The sequence below is a fragment of the Pseudonocardia sp. UM4_GMWB1 genome (assembly GCF_017312155.1).
GTDB lineage: Bacteria > Actinomycetota > Actinomycetes > Mycobacteriales > Pseudonocardiaceae > Pseudonocardia > Pseudonocardia alni.
In genome coordinates, this window is the sequence record NZ_QJPN01000001.1 from 1,511,553 (window position 1) to 1,526,526 (window position 14,974).

17 protein-coding genes are annotated in these 14,974 nt (G+C 76.0%); 9 read left to right on the forward strand and 8 right to left on the reverse strand.

The window, feature by feature from the left end; all coding sequences use genetic code 11:
- Positions 1-101: 101 nt before the first annotated feature.
- Complete coding sequence (locus DMP15_RS07395; RefSeq protein ID WP_217266910.1) at positions 102-947, reverse strand: Rv3235 family protein; 846 nt, start codon at positions 945-947, stop codon at positions 102-104.
- Positions 948-1,213: 266 nt separating this feature from the next.
- Between DMP15_RS07395 and DMP15_RS07400 the strand changes: the two genes are divergently transcribed.
- The 4 genes from DMP15_RS07400 (at position 1,214) to DMP15_RS07415 (ending at position 4,051) form a co-directional block, all read left to right on the forward strand.
- The gene (locus DMP15_RS07400) at positions 1,214-1,717 is read left to right on the forward strand and encodes a MarR family winged helix-turn-helix transcriptional regulator (RefSeq protein ID WP_167379081.1); all 504 of its coding nucleotides are present in this window, start codon (positions 1,214-1,216) and stop codon (positions 1,715-1,717) included.
- Between the two features lie 16 nt (positions 1,718-1,733).
- Entirely contained in the window at positions 1,734-2,720 is a 987-nt protein-coding gene (locus tag DMP15_RS07405) for an ABC transporter ATP-binding protein (protein ID WP_161152521.1), read from the forward strand.
- Positions 2,717-3,481 carry an ABC transporter permease gene (locus DMP15_RS07410; RefSeq protein ID WP_161152520.1) on the forward strand — a complete coding sequence of 255 codons (765 nt, stop codon included), beginning with the start codon at positions 2,717-2,719 and terminating at the stop codon, positions 3,479-3,481. The genes DMP15_RS07405 and DMP15_RS07410 overlap by 4 nt, the downstream gene beginning before the upstream one ends.
- A gap of 165 nt (positions 3,482-3,646) precedes the next feature.
- Complete coding sequence (locus DMP15_RS07415) at positions 3,647-4,051, forward strand: HAD-IA family hydrolase (protein ID WP_062397524.1); 405 nt, start codon at positions 3,647-3,649, stop codon at positions 4,049-4,051.
- 115 nt (positions 4,052-4,166) lie between these two features.
- Here DMP15_RS07415 and DMP15_RS07420 read toward each other — a convergent pair whose 3' ends face one another.
- The 3 genes from DMP15_RS07420 to DMP15_RS07430 are packed head-to-tail and all read right to left on the reverse strand — an operon-like array spanning position 4,167 to position 6,535.
- Positions 4,167-4,427 carry an antitoxin gene (locus DMP15_RS07420; RefSeq protein ID WP_073576330.1) on the reverse strand — a complete coding sequence of 87 codons (261 nt, stop codon included), beginning with the start codon at positions 4,425-4,427 and terminating at the stop codon, positions 4,167-4,169.
- Between the two features lie 19 nt (positions 4,428-4,446).
- The gene (locus DMP15_RS07425; protein WP_161152193.1) at positions 4,447-5,718 is read right to left on the reverse strand and encodes an alpha-hydroxy acid oxidase; all 1,272 of its coding nucleotides are present in this window, start codon (positions 5,716-5,718) and stop codon (positions 4,447-4,449) included.
- Positions 5,719-5,740: 22 nt separating this feature from the next.
- Positions 5,741-6,535 carry a TrmH family RNA methyltransferase gene (locus DMP15_RS07430; protein ID WP_073576328.1) on the reverse strand — a complete coding sequence of 265 codons (795 nt, stop codon included), beginning with the start codon at positions 6,533-6,535 and terminating at the stop codon, positions 5,741-5,743.
- Between DMP15_RS07430 and DMP15_RS07435 the strand changes: the two genes are divergently transcribed.
- Positions 6,534-8,006 (forward strand): WS/DGAT/MGAT family O-acyltransferase, encoded by a 1,473-nt coding sequence (locus DMP15_RS07435; RefSeq protein ID WP_073576327.1) that lies wholly within the window; start codon positions 6,534-6,536, stop codon positions 8,004-8,006. The two genes, DMP15_RS07430 and DMP15_RS07435, sit on opposite strands and share 2 nt — an antisense overlap.
- Positions 8,003-8,509, forward strand: coding sequence for a DUF6912 family protein (locus tag DMP15_RS07440; RefSeq protein WP_073576326.1), 507 nt, complete (start codon positions 8,003-8,005; stop codon positions 8,507-8,509). Before DMP15_RS07435 ends, DMP15_RS07440 begins: the two co-directional genes overlap by 4 nt.
- Positions 8,510-8,523: 14 nt before the next feature.
- On the opposite strand, the gene DMP15_RS07445 is transcribed toward DMP15_RS07440, so the two are convergent.
- Complete coding sequence (locus DMP15_RS07445) at positions 8,524-9,354, reverse strand: crotonase/enoyl-CoA hydratase family protein (protein ID WP_161152192.1); 831 nt, start codon at positions 9,352-9,354, stop codon at positions 8,524-8,526.
- Between the two features lie 32 nt (positions 9,355-9,386).
- Between DMP15_RS07445 and DMP15_RS07450 the strand changes: the two genes are divergently transcribed.
- Positions 9,387-10,325 carry an SMP-30/gluconolactonase/LRE family protein gene (locus DMP15_RS07450; RefSeq protein WP_202417258.1) on the forward strand — a complete coding sequence of 313 codons (939 nt, stop codon included), beginning with the start codon at positions 9,387-9,389 and terminating at the stop codon, positions 10,323-10,325.
- 10 nt (positions 10,326-10,335) lie between these two features.
- On the opposite strand, the gene DMP15_RS07455 is transcribed toward DMP15_RS07450, so the two are convergent.
- Genes DMP15_RS07455 through aroA form a run of 3 tightly spaced genes read right to left on the reverse strand, consistent with a single transcriptional unit; the run spans position 10,336 to position 13,497 of the window.
- Complete coding sequence (locus tag DMP15_RS07455) at positions 10,336-11,136, reverse strand: hypothetical protein (protein ID WP_161152191.1); 801 nt, start codon at positions 11,134-11,136, stop codon at positions 10,336-10,338.
- A gap of 47 nt (positions 11,137-11,183) precedes the next feature.
- Positions 11,184-12,203, reverse strand: a complete 1,020-nt coding sequence (rsgA, locus tag DMP15_RS07460; RefSeq protein ID WP_073576323.1) for a ribosome small subunit-dependent GTPase A — start codon at positions 12,201-12,203, stop codon at positions 11,184-11,186.
- 1 nt (position 12,204) lies between these two features.
- Positions 12,205-13,497 (reverse strand): 3-phosphoshikimate 1-carboxyvinyltransferase, encoded by a 1,293-nt coding sequence (gene aroA, locus DMP15_RS07465; protein WP_179761899.1) that lies wholly within the window; start codon positions 13,495-13,497, stop codon positions 12,205-12,207.
- Positions 13,498-13,532: 35 nt separating this feature from the next.
- On the opposite strand from aroA, the gene DMP15_RS07470 reads away from it, so the two are divergent.
- Entirely contained in the window at positions 13,533-14,351 is an 819-nt protein-coding gene (locus DMP15_RS07470) for an SOS response-associated peptidase (protein ID WP_161152189.1), read from the forward strand.
- Positions 14,348-14,953, forward strand: a complete 606-nt coding sequence (locus DMP15_RS07475) for an alpha/beta hydrolase family protein (RefSeq protein WP_337825574.1) — start codon at positions 14,348-14,350, stop codon at positions 14,951-14,953. The genes DMP15_RS07470 and DMP15_RS07475 overlap by 4 nt, the downstream gene beginning before the upstream one ends.
- Positions 14,954-14,974: the final 21 nt, after the last annotated feature.

Genomic DNA, 14,974 nt, shown 5'->3' on the forward strand with positions numbered 1-14,974 from the left:
TCGCGACGCCCCGTGGTCGCGACGCCCCGCACGGGTCAGGGCACGCAGCAGGTCCGCCGCGACGGGGAACCGCACCCGGCCGGGGTCGGCCGCGCCGCGCCTCACACGAGCCGGACGGCGGTGGCGAGCCACCGGCCGTCCGGCGCCCGGTCCAGCCGCAGCGCCAGGGCACGCACCCGACCGGCGACGGTGACGGTCGCGCACACCTCGGCCACGTCCGGCCGGGGCAGACCGACGTGCACCCGCGGCGTCCGGCGCGCGGTCGAGCCGCCCGGGCTCCCGCAGCCGGGGGCACCGACCCGTCCTCCGGGGCCCGGCCGGCCACGGGACGGGCGCGCCGGGTGCACGATCCGGGCCGCGGTCAGGTAGCGGCGCACCGCCGGGGTGGTGACGGCGGTGACCCCGTCCGGCGGGCGGCGCCCGGCGAGCACCTCGGTCAGCAGCCGGACGATCCCGTGGGCCGGGGCCCGGACCCGCTCGGCGTCGGCCGGGGAGGCGTCCTCGGGCACCGTCGGCGCCGGGACGGGGCGGACCGCCTCGCGCGGTGCGGGCGCCGGTCCGGCGGACATCCGGAACCCACCCGGCAGGACGACGACGACCCCCGGTGCGAGCGGTTCCGGCACGTCGGCGGGGGTGCGGACCAGGAGCTCCCCGGGGCCGGGCGGCGGCGGAGCCTGCCCGTCCACGGCCCCGGCCTGCACGGACGTGACCGGGGAACCGGACGCGTCGACGGCACCGGTATCGGCGCCCGGTGCCGGGGCGACGGCGGGCGCCGCCGTCCCCATCTGCGAGGACGCGTGCCGCGCGTGACCGGCCGCAACCGGGGCGGGACGGGTCCGGTTCCCGGGAGGTGGTGGCGTGGGTGCGGCCTGCGTGCCGGGGGCGGTGTCGGTCCGTGGGCCGGAGGCACCCCCCGCCGGGGCGGTGCCGGTCGTCGTCGGGGTCACGGCGCCAGACTGCGACGGCCCCGGCGGCCGCGGCGGGGCCCGGCCCGGATCCGCCACCGGACCGTCCGGCTCCGCACGATGCGGTACCGCACGATCCGAGGGCGCAGATGAGGCCGGCGTGGTCCGGCGCACCGACGGAGCCACGGAGGCGAGCGGCGCCGGCGCCGCCGGTCGTGAGCCGCCCTCCGATGGGGCCGGTGTTCACGAACGCGACCGGCCCCGCCCGACCGCCCCCGCCGGGCCCCGCCGCGTCCTACCCTCCCGCGATGCCCGCACCCCACCCACCGGGACGCATCGACCTCACCCCGCCCCGCCTCGTGCCGGCTCCCGACCCGGTGGACGGCCCCGCGGAGTCGCTGGCCGACCTCGTCGTCCGAGCCGGGGCGGCGGTGCTCGCCGAACGCCGTCGGCGGACCGGGGGCCACGGCCTCGGTGTCACCGGGTTCGCGGTCCTCGACGTGCTGGAGCGGTGCGGCGGACTGGCCCAGCGCGAGCTCGCCGCCCGGGTCCGGGTCGCCCCGACCAGCCTGACCCCGGTCGTCGACGTGTTGGAGGCGGCGGGGCTGGTGGTCCGCCGCGGGGATCCGGCGGACCGGCGGGTCCGGCTCGTCGCGCTCACCGGCGCCGGGCGGGACCGGTGGCGCGACGCCCGCTCCGACGGGCGCGGACCGTGGCTGCGGGAGCCGTCGGACGGGCTCGACGACGCCGTCCGCGCTTACCTGCTCGCGGTGATCGCCGACCTGGAGCAGGATCGGCCCGACGTGACGTGATCGGCGGGGGAGTGCGATGGGACGGACCGCGGTCGAGGTGGTCGACCTGGTGAAGCGGTACCCGAAGGCGAAGGGCAACGCCGTCGACGGCCTGTCGTTCTCGGTGGCCGAGGGTGAGGTGTTCGGGCTGCTCGGGCCCAACGGCGCCGGGAAGACCACGACCGTCGGCGTGCTGACGACCCGCGTGGTGCCGACCTCGGGCACGGCCCGGGTCGCCGGGCTCGACGTGCGCGCCGACGCCGTCGCCGTCTGCGCGAAGCTGGCCGTCGTCCCGCAGCGCCAGAACCTGGACCGTTCCCTCGGTGTCCGCGACAACCTGGTCTTCCACGCCGCCTACCACGGCGTCGGGCGGGCGGAGCGCAATCGCCGCGCCGACGAACTGCTGGAGCGGATGGGGTTGACCGACAGGGCGAAGGCTGTCGCCGACGACCTGTCCGGCGGCCAGGCCCAGCGCGTCATGATCGCCCGCGGACTCATGCACTCCCCGGAGGTGCTGTTCCTCGACGAACCTTCGACCGGCCTGGACCCGCAGGCCCGGCTGTTCGTCCACGACCAGATCAGCGGGCTGCGCGACGAGGGCGTGACCGTCGTGCTCACCACCCACGACATGGACGAGGCGCACAAGCTGTCGGACCGGATCGGGATCGTCGACCACGGGCGGCTGCTCGCGCTGGACACCCCGGACGCGCTGGTCCGGTCGCTGCCGGGCAGCGCGACCGTGGAGATCGTCGCCGACCACGGGCCCGGTGCGGCGGAGACGCTGCGCGTGGCGCTGGCCGGGCTGGGCGGTGTCGCACGTGCCGAGACCCCGCCGGGCCGCGGCCCGGGGGAGAACGGCACCGCGTCGGCGTTCCGGCTGTCGGTCACCGCGGAGCCGGCGGCGCTGCTGGCACCGGCCGTCGACCTGCTCGGGCGGCACGGCGCCACGGTGCGCGACGTCAGCCTGGGGCAGGCGACGCTGGAGGACGTGTTCATCGACCTGACGGGCAGGGACCTGCGATGACCGGGCGTGCCTTCCTGGCGGTGCTGCGCCGCGATCTGTTCGTCACCGGCCGGGAGCTTCCGTCGTTCCTCGCGCAGACGCTGGTGCAGCCGTTCTTCTTCCTGCTGGTGTTCGTCGTGGTCCTCGGCCGCGGCGGCTTCGTGTCGCCCGAGTACGGGCAGATCATGCTGCCCGGCCTGATCGCGCTGAACGCGATGTTCGGCGCCCTGCAGGCGGTGACGCTGCCGCTGGTGTTCGAGCTGTCCTGGACGCGGGAGATCGACGACCGGCTGCTCGCGCCGATGCCCGTGTGGGCCGTCGCCGTCGAGAAGATCGCCTTCGCGGGGATGCGCGGCCTGCTCGCCAGTCTGCTGATGGTGCCCATCGGTTTCGCGATGATCGACATCCGGTGGCCGGCCGAGGGGCTGGCCCCCGCGCTGCTGATGGTGGTGCTCGGGAGCCTGCTCGGTGCGGCGATGGGGCTCACCATCGGCACCGCGGTGCCGCCGCGGCGGATCAACATCCTGTTCGCGGTGATCTTCACGCCGCTGCTGTTCACCGGCTCGGTGCAGTACCCGTGGCTCACCCTGGCCGACCTGCGCTGGTTCCAGGTGCTGTCGGCGGTGAATCCGCTGACCTACGTCAGCGAGGGGATCCGCGCGTCGCTGGTGCCGCAGGTCCCGCACATCCCGCTGTGGGTGTGCGTGCTCGTCCCGGTGGCGGCGATCGTGCTGTTCACCCTGCTGGGGATCCGCGGCTTCCTGCGCCGGGCCCTCGACTGAGCCGCGGCGGTCGAGCGGGCCGCAGCAGCACCGAGCCGCGGCGGTCGGTCGAGCGGCGACGCAGCAGCACCGAGCCGAGTGGTCGAGCGGCGAGCCTGCAGCACCGAGCCGCGGCGGAGCCCCGGTGCGCCCCGGGAGGCGGCGACACTCGGTACCGTCGGCCGGGTGGCGGACACCCGGACCCTGCGTGGCCTGATCGTCGACTACGGCGGGGTTCTCGACGACCCCGCCGACGGGGCCCTGCTGCTCGCCTACGCCCGTCGCGCCGCGGCCGCGGGGATCCGCACCGCGCTGTTCTCCGGCGCGCACGCGGTGCCCGACGAGGTCGCCGCGGCGTTCGGCACGGTGCTCCTCGGTGCGGTCCGCGGGGCCCGCAAGCCGAGCCCGGACTCCTTCGCCGCCGCCGCGGCCGAGCTGGGCCTGCCCGCGGGGGACTGCGTCGTCGTCGACGACATGGGGGCGTGCGTGCGCGGCGCCGCCGCGGCCGGGGCGGTCGGGGTGCGCCACACCGGCGCCGAGACCACCCTCGGCGAGCTGGAGGTCCTGCTCGGGGTGCCCGCCCGCGACTGAGCTCCGGGCGACCCGCGACGCAGCGGGGCACCCCGGACATGCGGAGGCGCCGCCCGCAGCGTGCGGACGGCGCCTCGTGGGCAGCCCGGCGGTGGCCGGGCCGGTCGTGCCCTGCTTACTGCTGCGGGGGCGGCGGCGGGGCCTGCCCCGGCGCGGGCGGCGGCGGGGCCTGGCCGTCCGGCCCCGGCTGACCGGGGGGCGGCGGCGCGGCGGTGTCACCGGTACCGGTCCGCTCGCGGGCGAACTTGGTCGCGGTGTCGATCTGACCGTCGTGACCGTACTTCTGCTTGGCCGCGTCGCCGACCTTGTTCAGGGCCTGGTCGACCTTGTCGTCGTGCTTGCCGAGCAGTTCCTTGGCCTTGTCCAGGAAACTCATGCGCCCCATGCTGGCCCCGTCAGCGCCGGGGCGCAGTGCCGGGCCGTCGCTCGTTCGGGTGGTGGTGGCCGCCGGTCGCCGAGCGGAGCCGGGCGTGCTCCGGGCGGAGGTCGTCCACCCGGGTCACGCCGAGCAGCTGCATCGTCCGCTCCACCTCGGCGCGCAGGATCTCCACCGCGCGGGACACCCCGGCCTCGCCACCGGCCATCAGCCCGTACAGGTAGGCGCGGCCCACCAGCGCCGCGCGGGCGCCGAGCGCGGCGGCGGCGACGACGTCGCCGCCGTGGGTGATCCCGGTGTCCACCAGGACCTCCGCGTCGTCGCCGAGCTCCTGCACCACCGGCTCGATCAGCTCGGCGGGCACCGGGGCCCGGTCCAGCTGCCGTCCGCCGTGGTTGGACAGCAGCACGCCGTCGGCGCCCGCGTCGGCGACGCGGCGGGCGTCGGTGACCGACTGGACGCCCTTGACCACCAGCTTCCCGGGCCAGGCCCCGCGCAGCCAGGTGACGTCGTCGAGGGTCAGCGCCGGATCGAACACCCGGTTGATCACCTCGTAGGGGCTGCCGCCGCCCGCGGCGAGCGACTCGAACGTCAGCGGCTCGGTGGTGAGCAGGTCGAACCACCAGCGGGGGTGGCGGGCGCCGTCGACGAAGGTCCGCAGCGACAGCGCGGGCGGGATGGACAGGCCGTTGCGGGCGTCGCGGCGCCGGTTGCCGCCGACCGGGGTGTCCACGGTGAGCAGCAGCGTGTCGTAGCCGGCCTCCTGCGCCCGGGAGACGAGCTCGTGGGCGACCGAGCGGTCGCGCCACAGGTAGAGCTGGAACCAGTGCCGCCCGCCGCGCCCGGCCTCGGCGACGCCCTCGATCGTCGTCGAGCCCATCGTCGAGAGCGCGTAGGGGATCCCGGCCCGCGCGGCGACGGCGGCGACCGCACGCTCGCCCTCGGTGTGCATCATCCGCGTGAAGCCGGTCGGGGCCAGCGCGAAGGGCAGCGACGAGCGCCCGCCCAGGATCTCCCGGCCGGTGTCCACCCGCGAGACGTCGGTGAGCACGGTCGGCGAGAACTCCACCGACGCCCACACCTCGCGGGCCCGGCGCAGGCTCACCTCGTCCTCGGCGGCCCCGTCGGTGTAGTCGAACACCGCCCGCGGCGCGCGCCGCCGCGCCAGCTCGCGCAGGTCACCGATGCTCGACGCGCGGGCGAGCCGGGCCGCCGTGCGGTCCAGGGTGAACGGGGCCGGCCGCAGCAGCGGCGCCAGCTCGGACGGGCGGGGAATGCGACGGCGCACCATCGCCCCGACATTAGGTGACCGGTCAGCGTCGGCGCAGCAGCTCGTAGGCGGCGACGGCTCCGGCGGAGGCGACGTTGAGCGACTCCACCCCGCCGTACATCGGCAGCGAGAGGATCCCGTCGAGCCGGGAACGGACGTCCTCGGTCAGCCCGTCGGTCTCGTTGCCCAGCACCAGCGCGACCCGGGACGGGAGCGACGCCTCCAGCAGCGAGTCGCCGCCGGCGTCGAGCCCGAACACCCCGAACCCGGCGGCGTGCATGAGGTCGACGCCCTCGGTGGCGGTGGCGCAGCGCAGCACCGGCGCGGCGAACGCCACCCCGGCCGACGCCTTGATCACCAGCGGGTCGATGGCGGGCACCCCGCGGCGGGGCAGCAGCACGCCGTCCAGACCGGCGGCCGTCGCGCTGCGCAGGATCATCCCGACGTTCGACGGGTTGGTGACGGCGTCGAGCACCAGCACCGACGCCGGCCGCCGGGTGCCCAGGTCGGACAGGAAGTGTTCCAGCGGCGACATCCGCGGGGCGACGACGTCGGCCAGCACGCCCTGGTCATGGCGGCCGTTGCCGGCCAGCACCTTCACCCGCTGCGCGGTCGCGCGCTGCACCGGCACCCCGCGACCGCGGGCGGCCGCGGTGATCTCGCGCTCGCCGCCACCGCGCACCGTGTCGGCCAGCACGACCTTGTCGACCTCCAGGTCGGGGTCGGCCAGCGCCTCCAGGACGGGCTTGCGGCCGTAGACCGTGATGAACCGGTCCTTCGGGGAGACCGCACCTGCATCGCTCACGAGGAGAAGCGTCGCACGTAGGATCGCGGCCATGCCGTCCCGGCTCTCCGCACTCGACGCGTCCTTCCTGTACCTGGAGGAGGCGACCACACCGATGCACGTCGGCGGGGTCGCCGTGTTCGACCGCCCCGACGACGGCTTCGACTACGACCGGCTGGTCGAGCTCATCGAGCAGCGCATCGCGCTGGTGCCGCGCTACCGGCAGAAGGTCCGCCACGTCCCGGGCAACCTCGCGCGCCCGGTGTGGGTCGACGACCCCGAGTTCGACATCGCCTACCACGTGCGCCGCTCGGCACTGCCCCGTCCGGGCAGCGAGGAGCAGCTGACCGAGCTGGTCGGGCGCCTGATGTCGCGCCCGCTGGACCACACCCGCCCGCTGTGGGAGATGTACCTCATCGAGGGCCTCGCCCCCGCCGGGGACGGCCGCGGCGGCGACGGCGGACGCGTCGCGATCCTCACCAAGACCCACCAGGCGATGGTCGACGGCATCTCCGCCATCGACATCGGCCAGGTCATCCTGGACGTCTCCGCCGAGCCGCGGGACACCCCGGACGAGCTGTGGATGCCGCGCCCGGAGCCGACCGACGGCCAGCTCGTGCTCGACGCGATCTCCGAGGCGGTCACCCGCCCCACCGAGATCGTGGACAACGTCCGGGTCGCCGCGGGCGACGCGCTGGCCACCGTCGGCAAGCTCGCCGGGGCCGCGGGCAAGGTCCTGAACATGGCCCGCACCGCGGGCCGCCGCGCGCCCGGGCTCCCGTTGAACGCCGAGATCTCCACCCAGCGCCGGTTCGCGATGGCCCGCACCGACCTGGAGGACTACCGCAAGGTCCGCGCCGCCTACGGCTGCGACGTCAACGACGTGGTGCTCGCCGTCATCGCCGGTGCCCTGCGCACCTGGCTGATGTCGCGCGGCGAGCCGGTCGCCGGGTCGTCGTCGGTGCGGGCGCTGGTGCCGCTGTCGGTGCGCGGGGAGGGCGACGTACCCAGTTCGGCGACCGGCGGGTCGCTCGGGAACCGGGTGGCGTCGTTCCTGGTGGACCTGCCCGTCGGCGAGCCGAGCCCGCTGGTGCGGCTGCACCAGGTCACCCACCAGATGCGCGAGCACACCGACACCGGCGACGCCGTCGGTGCGGACACGCTGGTGCGGATCGGCGGGTTCGCCCCGCCGACGCTGCACGCCGTCGGCGCCCGCGCCGCGAACGGCATGGCCCGGCACTTCTTCAACCTGGTCGTGACCAATGTGCCCGGCCCGCAGTTCCCGCTCTACGCGGCCGGGGCGCGGATGCTGGAGATGTTCCCGGTGGTGCCGCTGGCGAAGGGTCAGGCCGTCTCCATCGGCCTGACCAGCTACGACGGTGGTGTGTACTACGGACTGAACGGGGACAGGGGCGCCATGGGCGACCTGGACGTGCTCGCCGGGATGGTGGACGAGTCACTCGAGGAGCTCCTCGAGACACTGCGACAGACACCGATGACACCCGTCAGAGGAGACGACCGTTGAGGATCTACCTCCCCGCGACCTGGCCGATGCTGGCCCGCACGGTGAAGACCGGGAACTTCGAGCCGCTGGGCGGCACCGCGTTCGCACTCACCCCGAAGCTGCGCGAGTCCTACACCGCAGGCGACGACGAGGAGCTCGAGTACGCCGCGATGAACGAGGCGGCGCGGGCGTCGCTGCGGCTGCTCTCGGTCGAGTTCGGGCTGGGCGAGGACGACACCCCCGCCCGCCGGGTCGTGGTGTCCGCCGACACCGACGACGTCACCCTGCGCCCCGACCTCGACGACGGCGCGGTCCGGGTCACCGGCCCGGTGCCGGTGTCGAAGATCGCCGCCGTGCACGTGGACCTGCCGGAGGCCGAGCACGCCGTCCGGGAGGCGGCCGGCGCGGTCGACAAGGCCGACCTGGGCGACATGGACGCCGAGTTCCTCGTCGGTGAGGCCGAGGACCACGAGCTGGCCTGGTACGACGGCACCGAGCTGCCGTTCCTCGTCGAGCTGGGCTGAGCCCCGGCGGTCGGTCAGCCCGTCCCGGCCGGCGGCCCCGGTGCGGGATCGGCGAACACCGGGTCCCGCCCCTCCAGCCGCGCGGTCACCGCCTCGCGCTGGTTCGGGCTCGCGATCAGCGCACCGATCTCGGCCTGTTCGGCGGCGAGCTGCTCGGCGGGTGGGCGGGGCGCCGCGAGCAGCCGCTTCGCCGCACGCACGGCGTGCGGGTTGCGGGCGGCGATCTCGTGCGCGGTCGCCAGCGCGGCCGCCCGCGGGTCCTCGGCGGTGCGGGTCGCGAGCCCCAGCGCGACGGCCTCGGTGCCGGACACCGTGCGCCCGGTGAAGGTCAGGTCGCGGGCGACGTCGCGCCCGACCAGCTGCGGCAGCAGCAGCGTGCCGCCCATGTCCGGCACCAGGCCCCATATGATCTCCAGCACCGACAGCGTCGCGGTGGGGGCGACGATCCGCAGGTCCGCCCCCAGCGCGATCTGCAGCCCGCCGCCCAGCGCGTGCCCCTGTACGGCGGCAATCACCGGCACGTCCAGCTCGGCCCAGACATACGCTGCGCGCTGCCCGGTCGCGTGCGCCGGGGAGCCCTCGCGCGGCGGGGGCAGCTCGGCGGTGGCCGAGCGCCGTTCACCGGAACGCATCGCGCGGAACATGTCGCGGTCCAGCCCGGCGCAGAAGTCCGGCCCGTCCGCCGAGAGAACCACCGCGCGGACGTCCGTGCGGTCGCGCAGCGCCTCCGCGGCGTGCACGATCGCGGTGAACTGGGCGACGTCGAGGGCGTTGCGGCGCTCCGGGCGGGTGAGCCGCACCTCGGCGACGCCGTCGTCGACGGTGGTCCGGACACGCTCGCTCATGCACCGGACCGTAACCCGGATCGGAGGCCGGTATGGCGTTCGTCGCGCCGCAGCTGCACGAGGTGACCCGTGGGCTCGCGTTCCCGGAGGGCCCGGTGGCGCTGTCCGACGGGTCGGTGCTCGTCGTCGAGATCGCGGCCGGGCGGCTGACCCGGGTGCTGCCCGACGGCGGCCACGTCACCGTCGCCGAGACCGGGGGTGGACCGAACGGCGCCGCGATCGGCCCGGACGGCGCCGTCTACGTCTGCGACAACGGCGGCTTCACCTGGCACACCCGCCCCGACGGCACCGTGTACCCGGGCAACCAGCCCGAGGACTACCGCGGCGGCGCGATCCTGCGCGTCGACCCCGACACCGGCGGCTCCTCGGTGCTCCACGACGGCCTGCGCGGCCCCAACGACATCGTCTTCGCCGCCGACGGCACCTTCTGGTTCACCGACCTCGGCAAGCGCCGCCCCCGCGAGGTCGACCTCGGCGGGCTGTACCACGCCCGTACCGACGGCTCGGCGCTCACCGAGGTCGTGCACCCGCTCATGACCCCGAACGGCGTGGGTCTGTCCCCGGACGGTTCCCGGCTCTACGTCGCCGAGACCGCCACCGGCCGTGTCTGGTGCTGGGCGGTGACCGGACCCGGCACGCTCGCCGCGCCGCCGGAACTGCCCGGCCCGCCCGGCCCCGGTGACGCCCGCCTGCTGCACGGCTTCGCCGGGTTCCGCAACCTCGACTCGCTCGCCGTCGACGGCGACGGGAACGTCTGCGTCGCCACCCTGGTCTCCGGCGAGGTCAGCGTGCTGTCCCCGGCCGGGGAGCTGCTCGGCACCGTCGCGCCGCCCGAGCACGACCCGCACGTCACGAACATCTGCTTCGCCGGCGCCGGGTCGCGCGACGCCTGGGTCACCTCGTCGGGACGGGGTCGGCTCTACCGCTGCACCTGGCCGGTCGACGGTCTCGACCTGGCGTTCCGCCGCTGAGGGCCCCGGGTCAGCCGCGGACCGGCGGTTCGATGGTGATCGGGGCGCCCCAGCCGTCGTAGCGGACGAGGGCGTCGAGCGCCGCGCCGTCGGGGAGCTGCTGGCGGACCCGGCTGCGCAGCGGCCTGCGCTCGGCGTCGACCCAGATCTCCGCGCTCAGCCGGGTCAGTCCGGCCTGCTGCTGGGCCTGCAGCGCCGTGCGGCGCGCCGGGTCGGTCTCGGTCGCCGCGGCCCGGACCAGGTCGACGACCAGTGTGTAGTGCACGGTCGGGGTGCCGTCGACGGCGTCGTCGGCGGCGTCGGCGACGAGCACCGCGTCCGGGTAGCGCGCGACCGCCCCCAGCGGGTCGAGTCCGGCGGCGACGTTCGCGGCCAGCGTCGCGTGGGACATCTGCTCCGGGGGCAGCGAGACCCGGCCGGCCTCGCCCCAGCCGCCCTCGCCGGGGCGCAGCCAGGTCCGGCCGTCGATCCGGATGATCTCCGTGCTCTGCGCGACCGCGCCGGACGGGCCGGAGCGCAGCAGCAGCCGCACCGCGGGGGCGTCCCCGTCCTGGTCGACCCGCAGGGCGCCGTCGCCGGTGACCGGGACGGTCGTGCCGCCGTCGGTCAGGGTGCCCGCCACGGACAGCGTCGAGCCGCCGTCGAGCCGGGTGCGGGCCCGGACGTCGGTGATCAGCGGCGCCGGGTCGTAGTACTTCGGCAGGGCGGCGGGCGCGGCGGCGGGCGGTGCGGGGGTGGCACCGAAGGAGCCGGGCCAGGCGCAGCCGGTCAGCCCGGGCACCAGCACCGCCCCGCACAGCAGCAGCGTCATCGCGCGCCGTCCCGGCACTACCCGCTCCCCGGCCGTCGTCGTGATGGTCAGAACCTGTCGCTCGCCAGCGCCACCAGCACGCGGCGCAACGCCTCGAGTCTGCCTCCTCCGAGTGCGCCGGAGGCGACCAGGTCGTCCAGTGCGCACTCCGGGTCGGCGGGCGGCCCGAGGTGCCCGCAGCCGCGCGGGCAGTCCTCGATCGCGGTCGCCAGGTCGCCGAACGCGGCGACGACGTCGTCCGCGCCGACGTGCGCGAGCCCGAACGAGCGCACCCCGGGGGTGTCGACGACCCAGCCCTCGGCGTGCGGGAACGCCAGCGCCGCGGTGGTCGTGTGCCGGCCCTTCCCCACGCCCGACACCCGTCCGATGGCCTGGGTCGCGGCCGGGACGATCGCGTTGACCAGGGTGGACTTGCCGACCCCGGAGTGTCCGACCAGCGCGCACAGCCGCCCGGACAGCTCCTCCCGCAGCGCGTCCAGCCCGGACGGAGGCCCGGACTCCGAGCGCCCGGTCACCAGCACCGGCACGCCGAGCTCGCGGTACTGCGCCGCGAACGGCTCCGGGTCGGCGAGGTCGGACTTGGTCAGGCACAGCACCGGCTGCAGCCCACCGGCGAAGGCCGCGACCAGGCAGCGGTCGACGAACCCGCTGCGCGGCACCGGGTCGGCGACGGCGGTGACCACGATCAGCCGCTGCGCGTTCGCGACGACGATCCGCTCGTAGGGGTCGGTGTCGTCGGCGGTGCGGCGCAGCACGGTGTCACGCTCGGCGACCCGCACGATCCGGGCGAGGGTGTCCGGCTCACCGGACAGGTCCCCGACGAGGTCCACCCGGTCCCCGACGACGACCGGCGTCCGGCCCAGCTCGCGGGCCCGCATGGCGACGACCTGGGGCAGCCCCGGGTCGGCGTCGACCGCGCAGGTCCACCGTCCCCGGTCGACGGCGGTGACCATCGCGCGGGTCGCGTCGGCGTGCGCGGGCCTGCGCTTGCTGCGCGGCCTGCTCCCGCGCCGTCCGGGGCGGACACGGACGTCGGACTCGTCGAGCCTGCTGATGTCGCGGGGCATGTCAGTTCCCGACCAGCGCCGCCCACCGGCCGGGGAAGTCCGGGATGGTCTTGTCGGTGCTCGCCACGTCGTCGACCTCGACGCCCGGCACCACCAGCCCGATGATCGCGCCCGCGGTCGCCATCCGGTGGTCGGCGTAGGCGCCCCACGGCCGGTCGGACCTTCCGGTGAGCGGCTTCGGCTCGATGACCAGGCCGTCCTCGGTCTCGGTGACGGCACCGCCGAGCGCGGTGATCTCGGTGGCGAGGGCGGCGAGCCGGTCGGTCTCGTGGCCCCGCAGGTGCCCGATCCCGCGCAGCCGCGAGGTGCCCGACGCCAGCGCGGCGACCGCGGCGACGGTGGGGGCGAGCTCGCCCGCGTCGTGCAGGTCGACGTCGACGCCGGTGAGCCGGTCCGGCCCGGTCACGGTGAGGCCGTCGGCGGTGTGCGTGACCGTGGCGCCGAACTGCTCCAGCACCGGCAGGACGTCGACGCCGGGCTGGGTGGTCTCGGCCGGCCAGCCGCGCACGGTGACCCGCCCGCCGGTCACGACGGCCGCGGCGAGGAACACCGAGGCGTTCGACAGGTCGGGCTCGACCGACCAGTCCCGCGCCGCGACCGGGCCGGGCTCGACCCGCCAGGTGTTCGGCTCGGCGTCGTCGACGGCCACCCCGGCGGCGCGCAGCATCTCCACGGTCATCGCGATGTGCGGCTGCGACGGCAGCGGCGTCCCGTCGTGGACCACGGTCACGCCGCGCTCGAACAGCGACCCGGACAGGAGCAGCCCGGACACGAACTGCGACGAGGCCGACGCGTCGATCGTGACCTCGCCGCCCCGGACCGGGCCGCCGTCGAGCACGAACGGCAGCGCGTCGGCGGCGCCGTCGTAGGACACGGTGGCCCCGAGTGCGCGCAGCGCGTCCAGCACGGTGCCCATCGGGCGCTCCCGGGCGCGCGGGTCGCCGTCGAAGCGGACCGCACCGGACGCCGTCGCCGCGGCCGGGGGGACGAATCGCATGACCGTGCCGGCGAGCCCGCAGTCGACCCCGGCGGGCGCCTCGGGGGTCCCGCCGCGCAGCCCGGGGTGCGCGCCGATCTCCACCGTGTCCCCGAGCGTGGTGACCGGGACGCCGAGCGCGGCGAGCGCCCCGGTCATCAGCGCGGTGTCGCGGGTGGGCGGGGCGCCGTCGACCCGGACGTCGCCGCCGGACAGGCCGGCGAGCAGCAGCGCACGGTTGGTCACCGACTTCGACCCGGGGACGGTGACGGTGCCGGTCACCGGCGACCCGGGCGTGGGGGCGGTCCAGTTGCTCACGCCTCCATCCTTCCCCACGTGGGAGGATGGGGCGCATGTGCGGCCGTTACGCCTCCACGAAGGCCCCCGCGGACCTGGCCGACGAGTTCCACGCCGTCGACGCGACGCAGGAGACCTCGCAGCGTCCGGACTACAACGTGGCGCCGACCAAGGACATCACCGTGGTGGTCGAACGCCACCCCCGCGACGAGAGCGGCGAGCCCGACCGGGGCGCCACCGAGCGGTCGCTGCGCACCGTGCGCTGGGGGTTGGTGCCGTTCTGGGCGAAGGACCCGTCGGCGGGTGCGCGGATGGTGAACGCCCGATCGGAGACGATCACCGAGAAGCCCGCGTTCCGCCGCGCGGCCGCGTCGCGGCGCTGCCTGTTCCCGATGGACGGCTGGTACGAGTGGCAGCGCCACGACGCCGTCCCGAAGTCCCAGGGAGGGACCGGCAAGCCGACCAAGCAGCCGTACTTCACCCACTACGCCGACGGCGCCACGATGGCGATGGCGGGCATCTGGGAGTTCTGGCGCCCGCAGGGCGACGAGCTGACCGAGAAGTACCCGGACGGGCTGGTCACCGCCTGCGTGCTCACCACCGACGCGGTCGGCCCGCTGACCCAGGTGCACGACCGGATGCCGCTGCTGCTGCGCCCCGACGACTGGTCGGACTGGCTCGACCCGGACCGCGGCACCGGCGACGAGGGGGTGACCCGGCTTCTGGTCCCGCCGTCGCCGGAGCTGGTCTCGACCCTGGACATCCGGCCGGTCTCGCCGCAGGTCAACAACGTCCGCAACAACGCGCCCGAGCTGCTCGACCGGCTCCCCGACGACCAGGTGACCGAGCCGATCCAGCTCGACCTGCTCTCGTGACCGCGGCGCGCGAGGTCGACACCCCGCGCGGCCCGGCCCGGGTCACCCTGCACCGGGCGGGGTCCCCGCGCGGGCTGCTGCTGCTCGGGCACGGCGCGGGCGGCGGCGTCGACGCACCCGACCTGGTCACCGCGACCGCGGCGGCCACCGCGGCCGGGTTCGACGTCGGCCTGGTCGAGCAGCCCTACCGGGTCTCGGGCCGGCGGGCCCCCGCCCCGGCCGGGCACCTCGACGAGGCGTGGCTCGCCGTCGTCGCGGCGGTGCGGCCCGGCCACGACGGCCCGCTGGTCGTCGGCGGCCGCAGCTCCGGCGCGCGCGTCGCCTGCCGCACGGCGACGACGGCCGGTGCCGCCGCGGTGCTGTGCCTGGCCTTCCCGGTGCACCCACCGGGCCGCCCGGAGCGGACGCGGGCCCCGGAGCTCGAGGCGGCCGGGGTGCCGGTGCTCGTGGTGCAGGGCCGCAGCGACCGCTTCGGCGTCCCCGGGGACGGTCCGGACCGCCGGGTCGTCCTGCTCGACGGCGACCACGGCCTGACGAAGCAGCACGACCTGCTGGGGTCCGCCGTGGGGGAGTGGCTGGCGACACTCACCCGGAGTTCGTGAGGGTTGCCTACCCTCAATTCC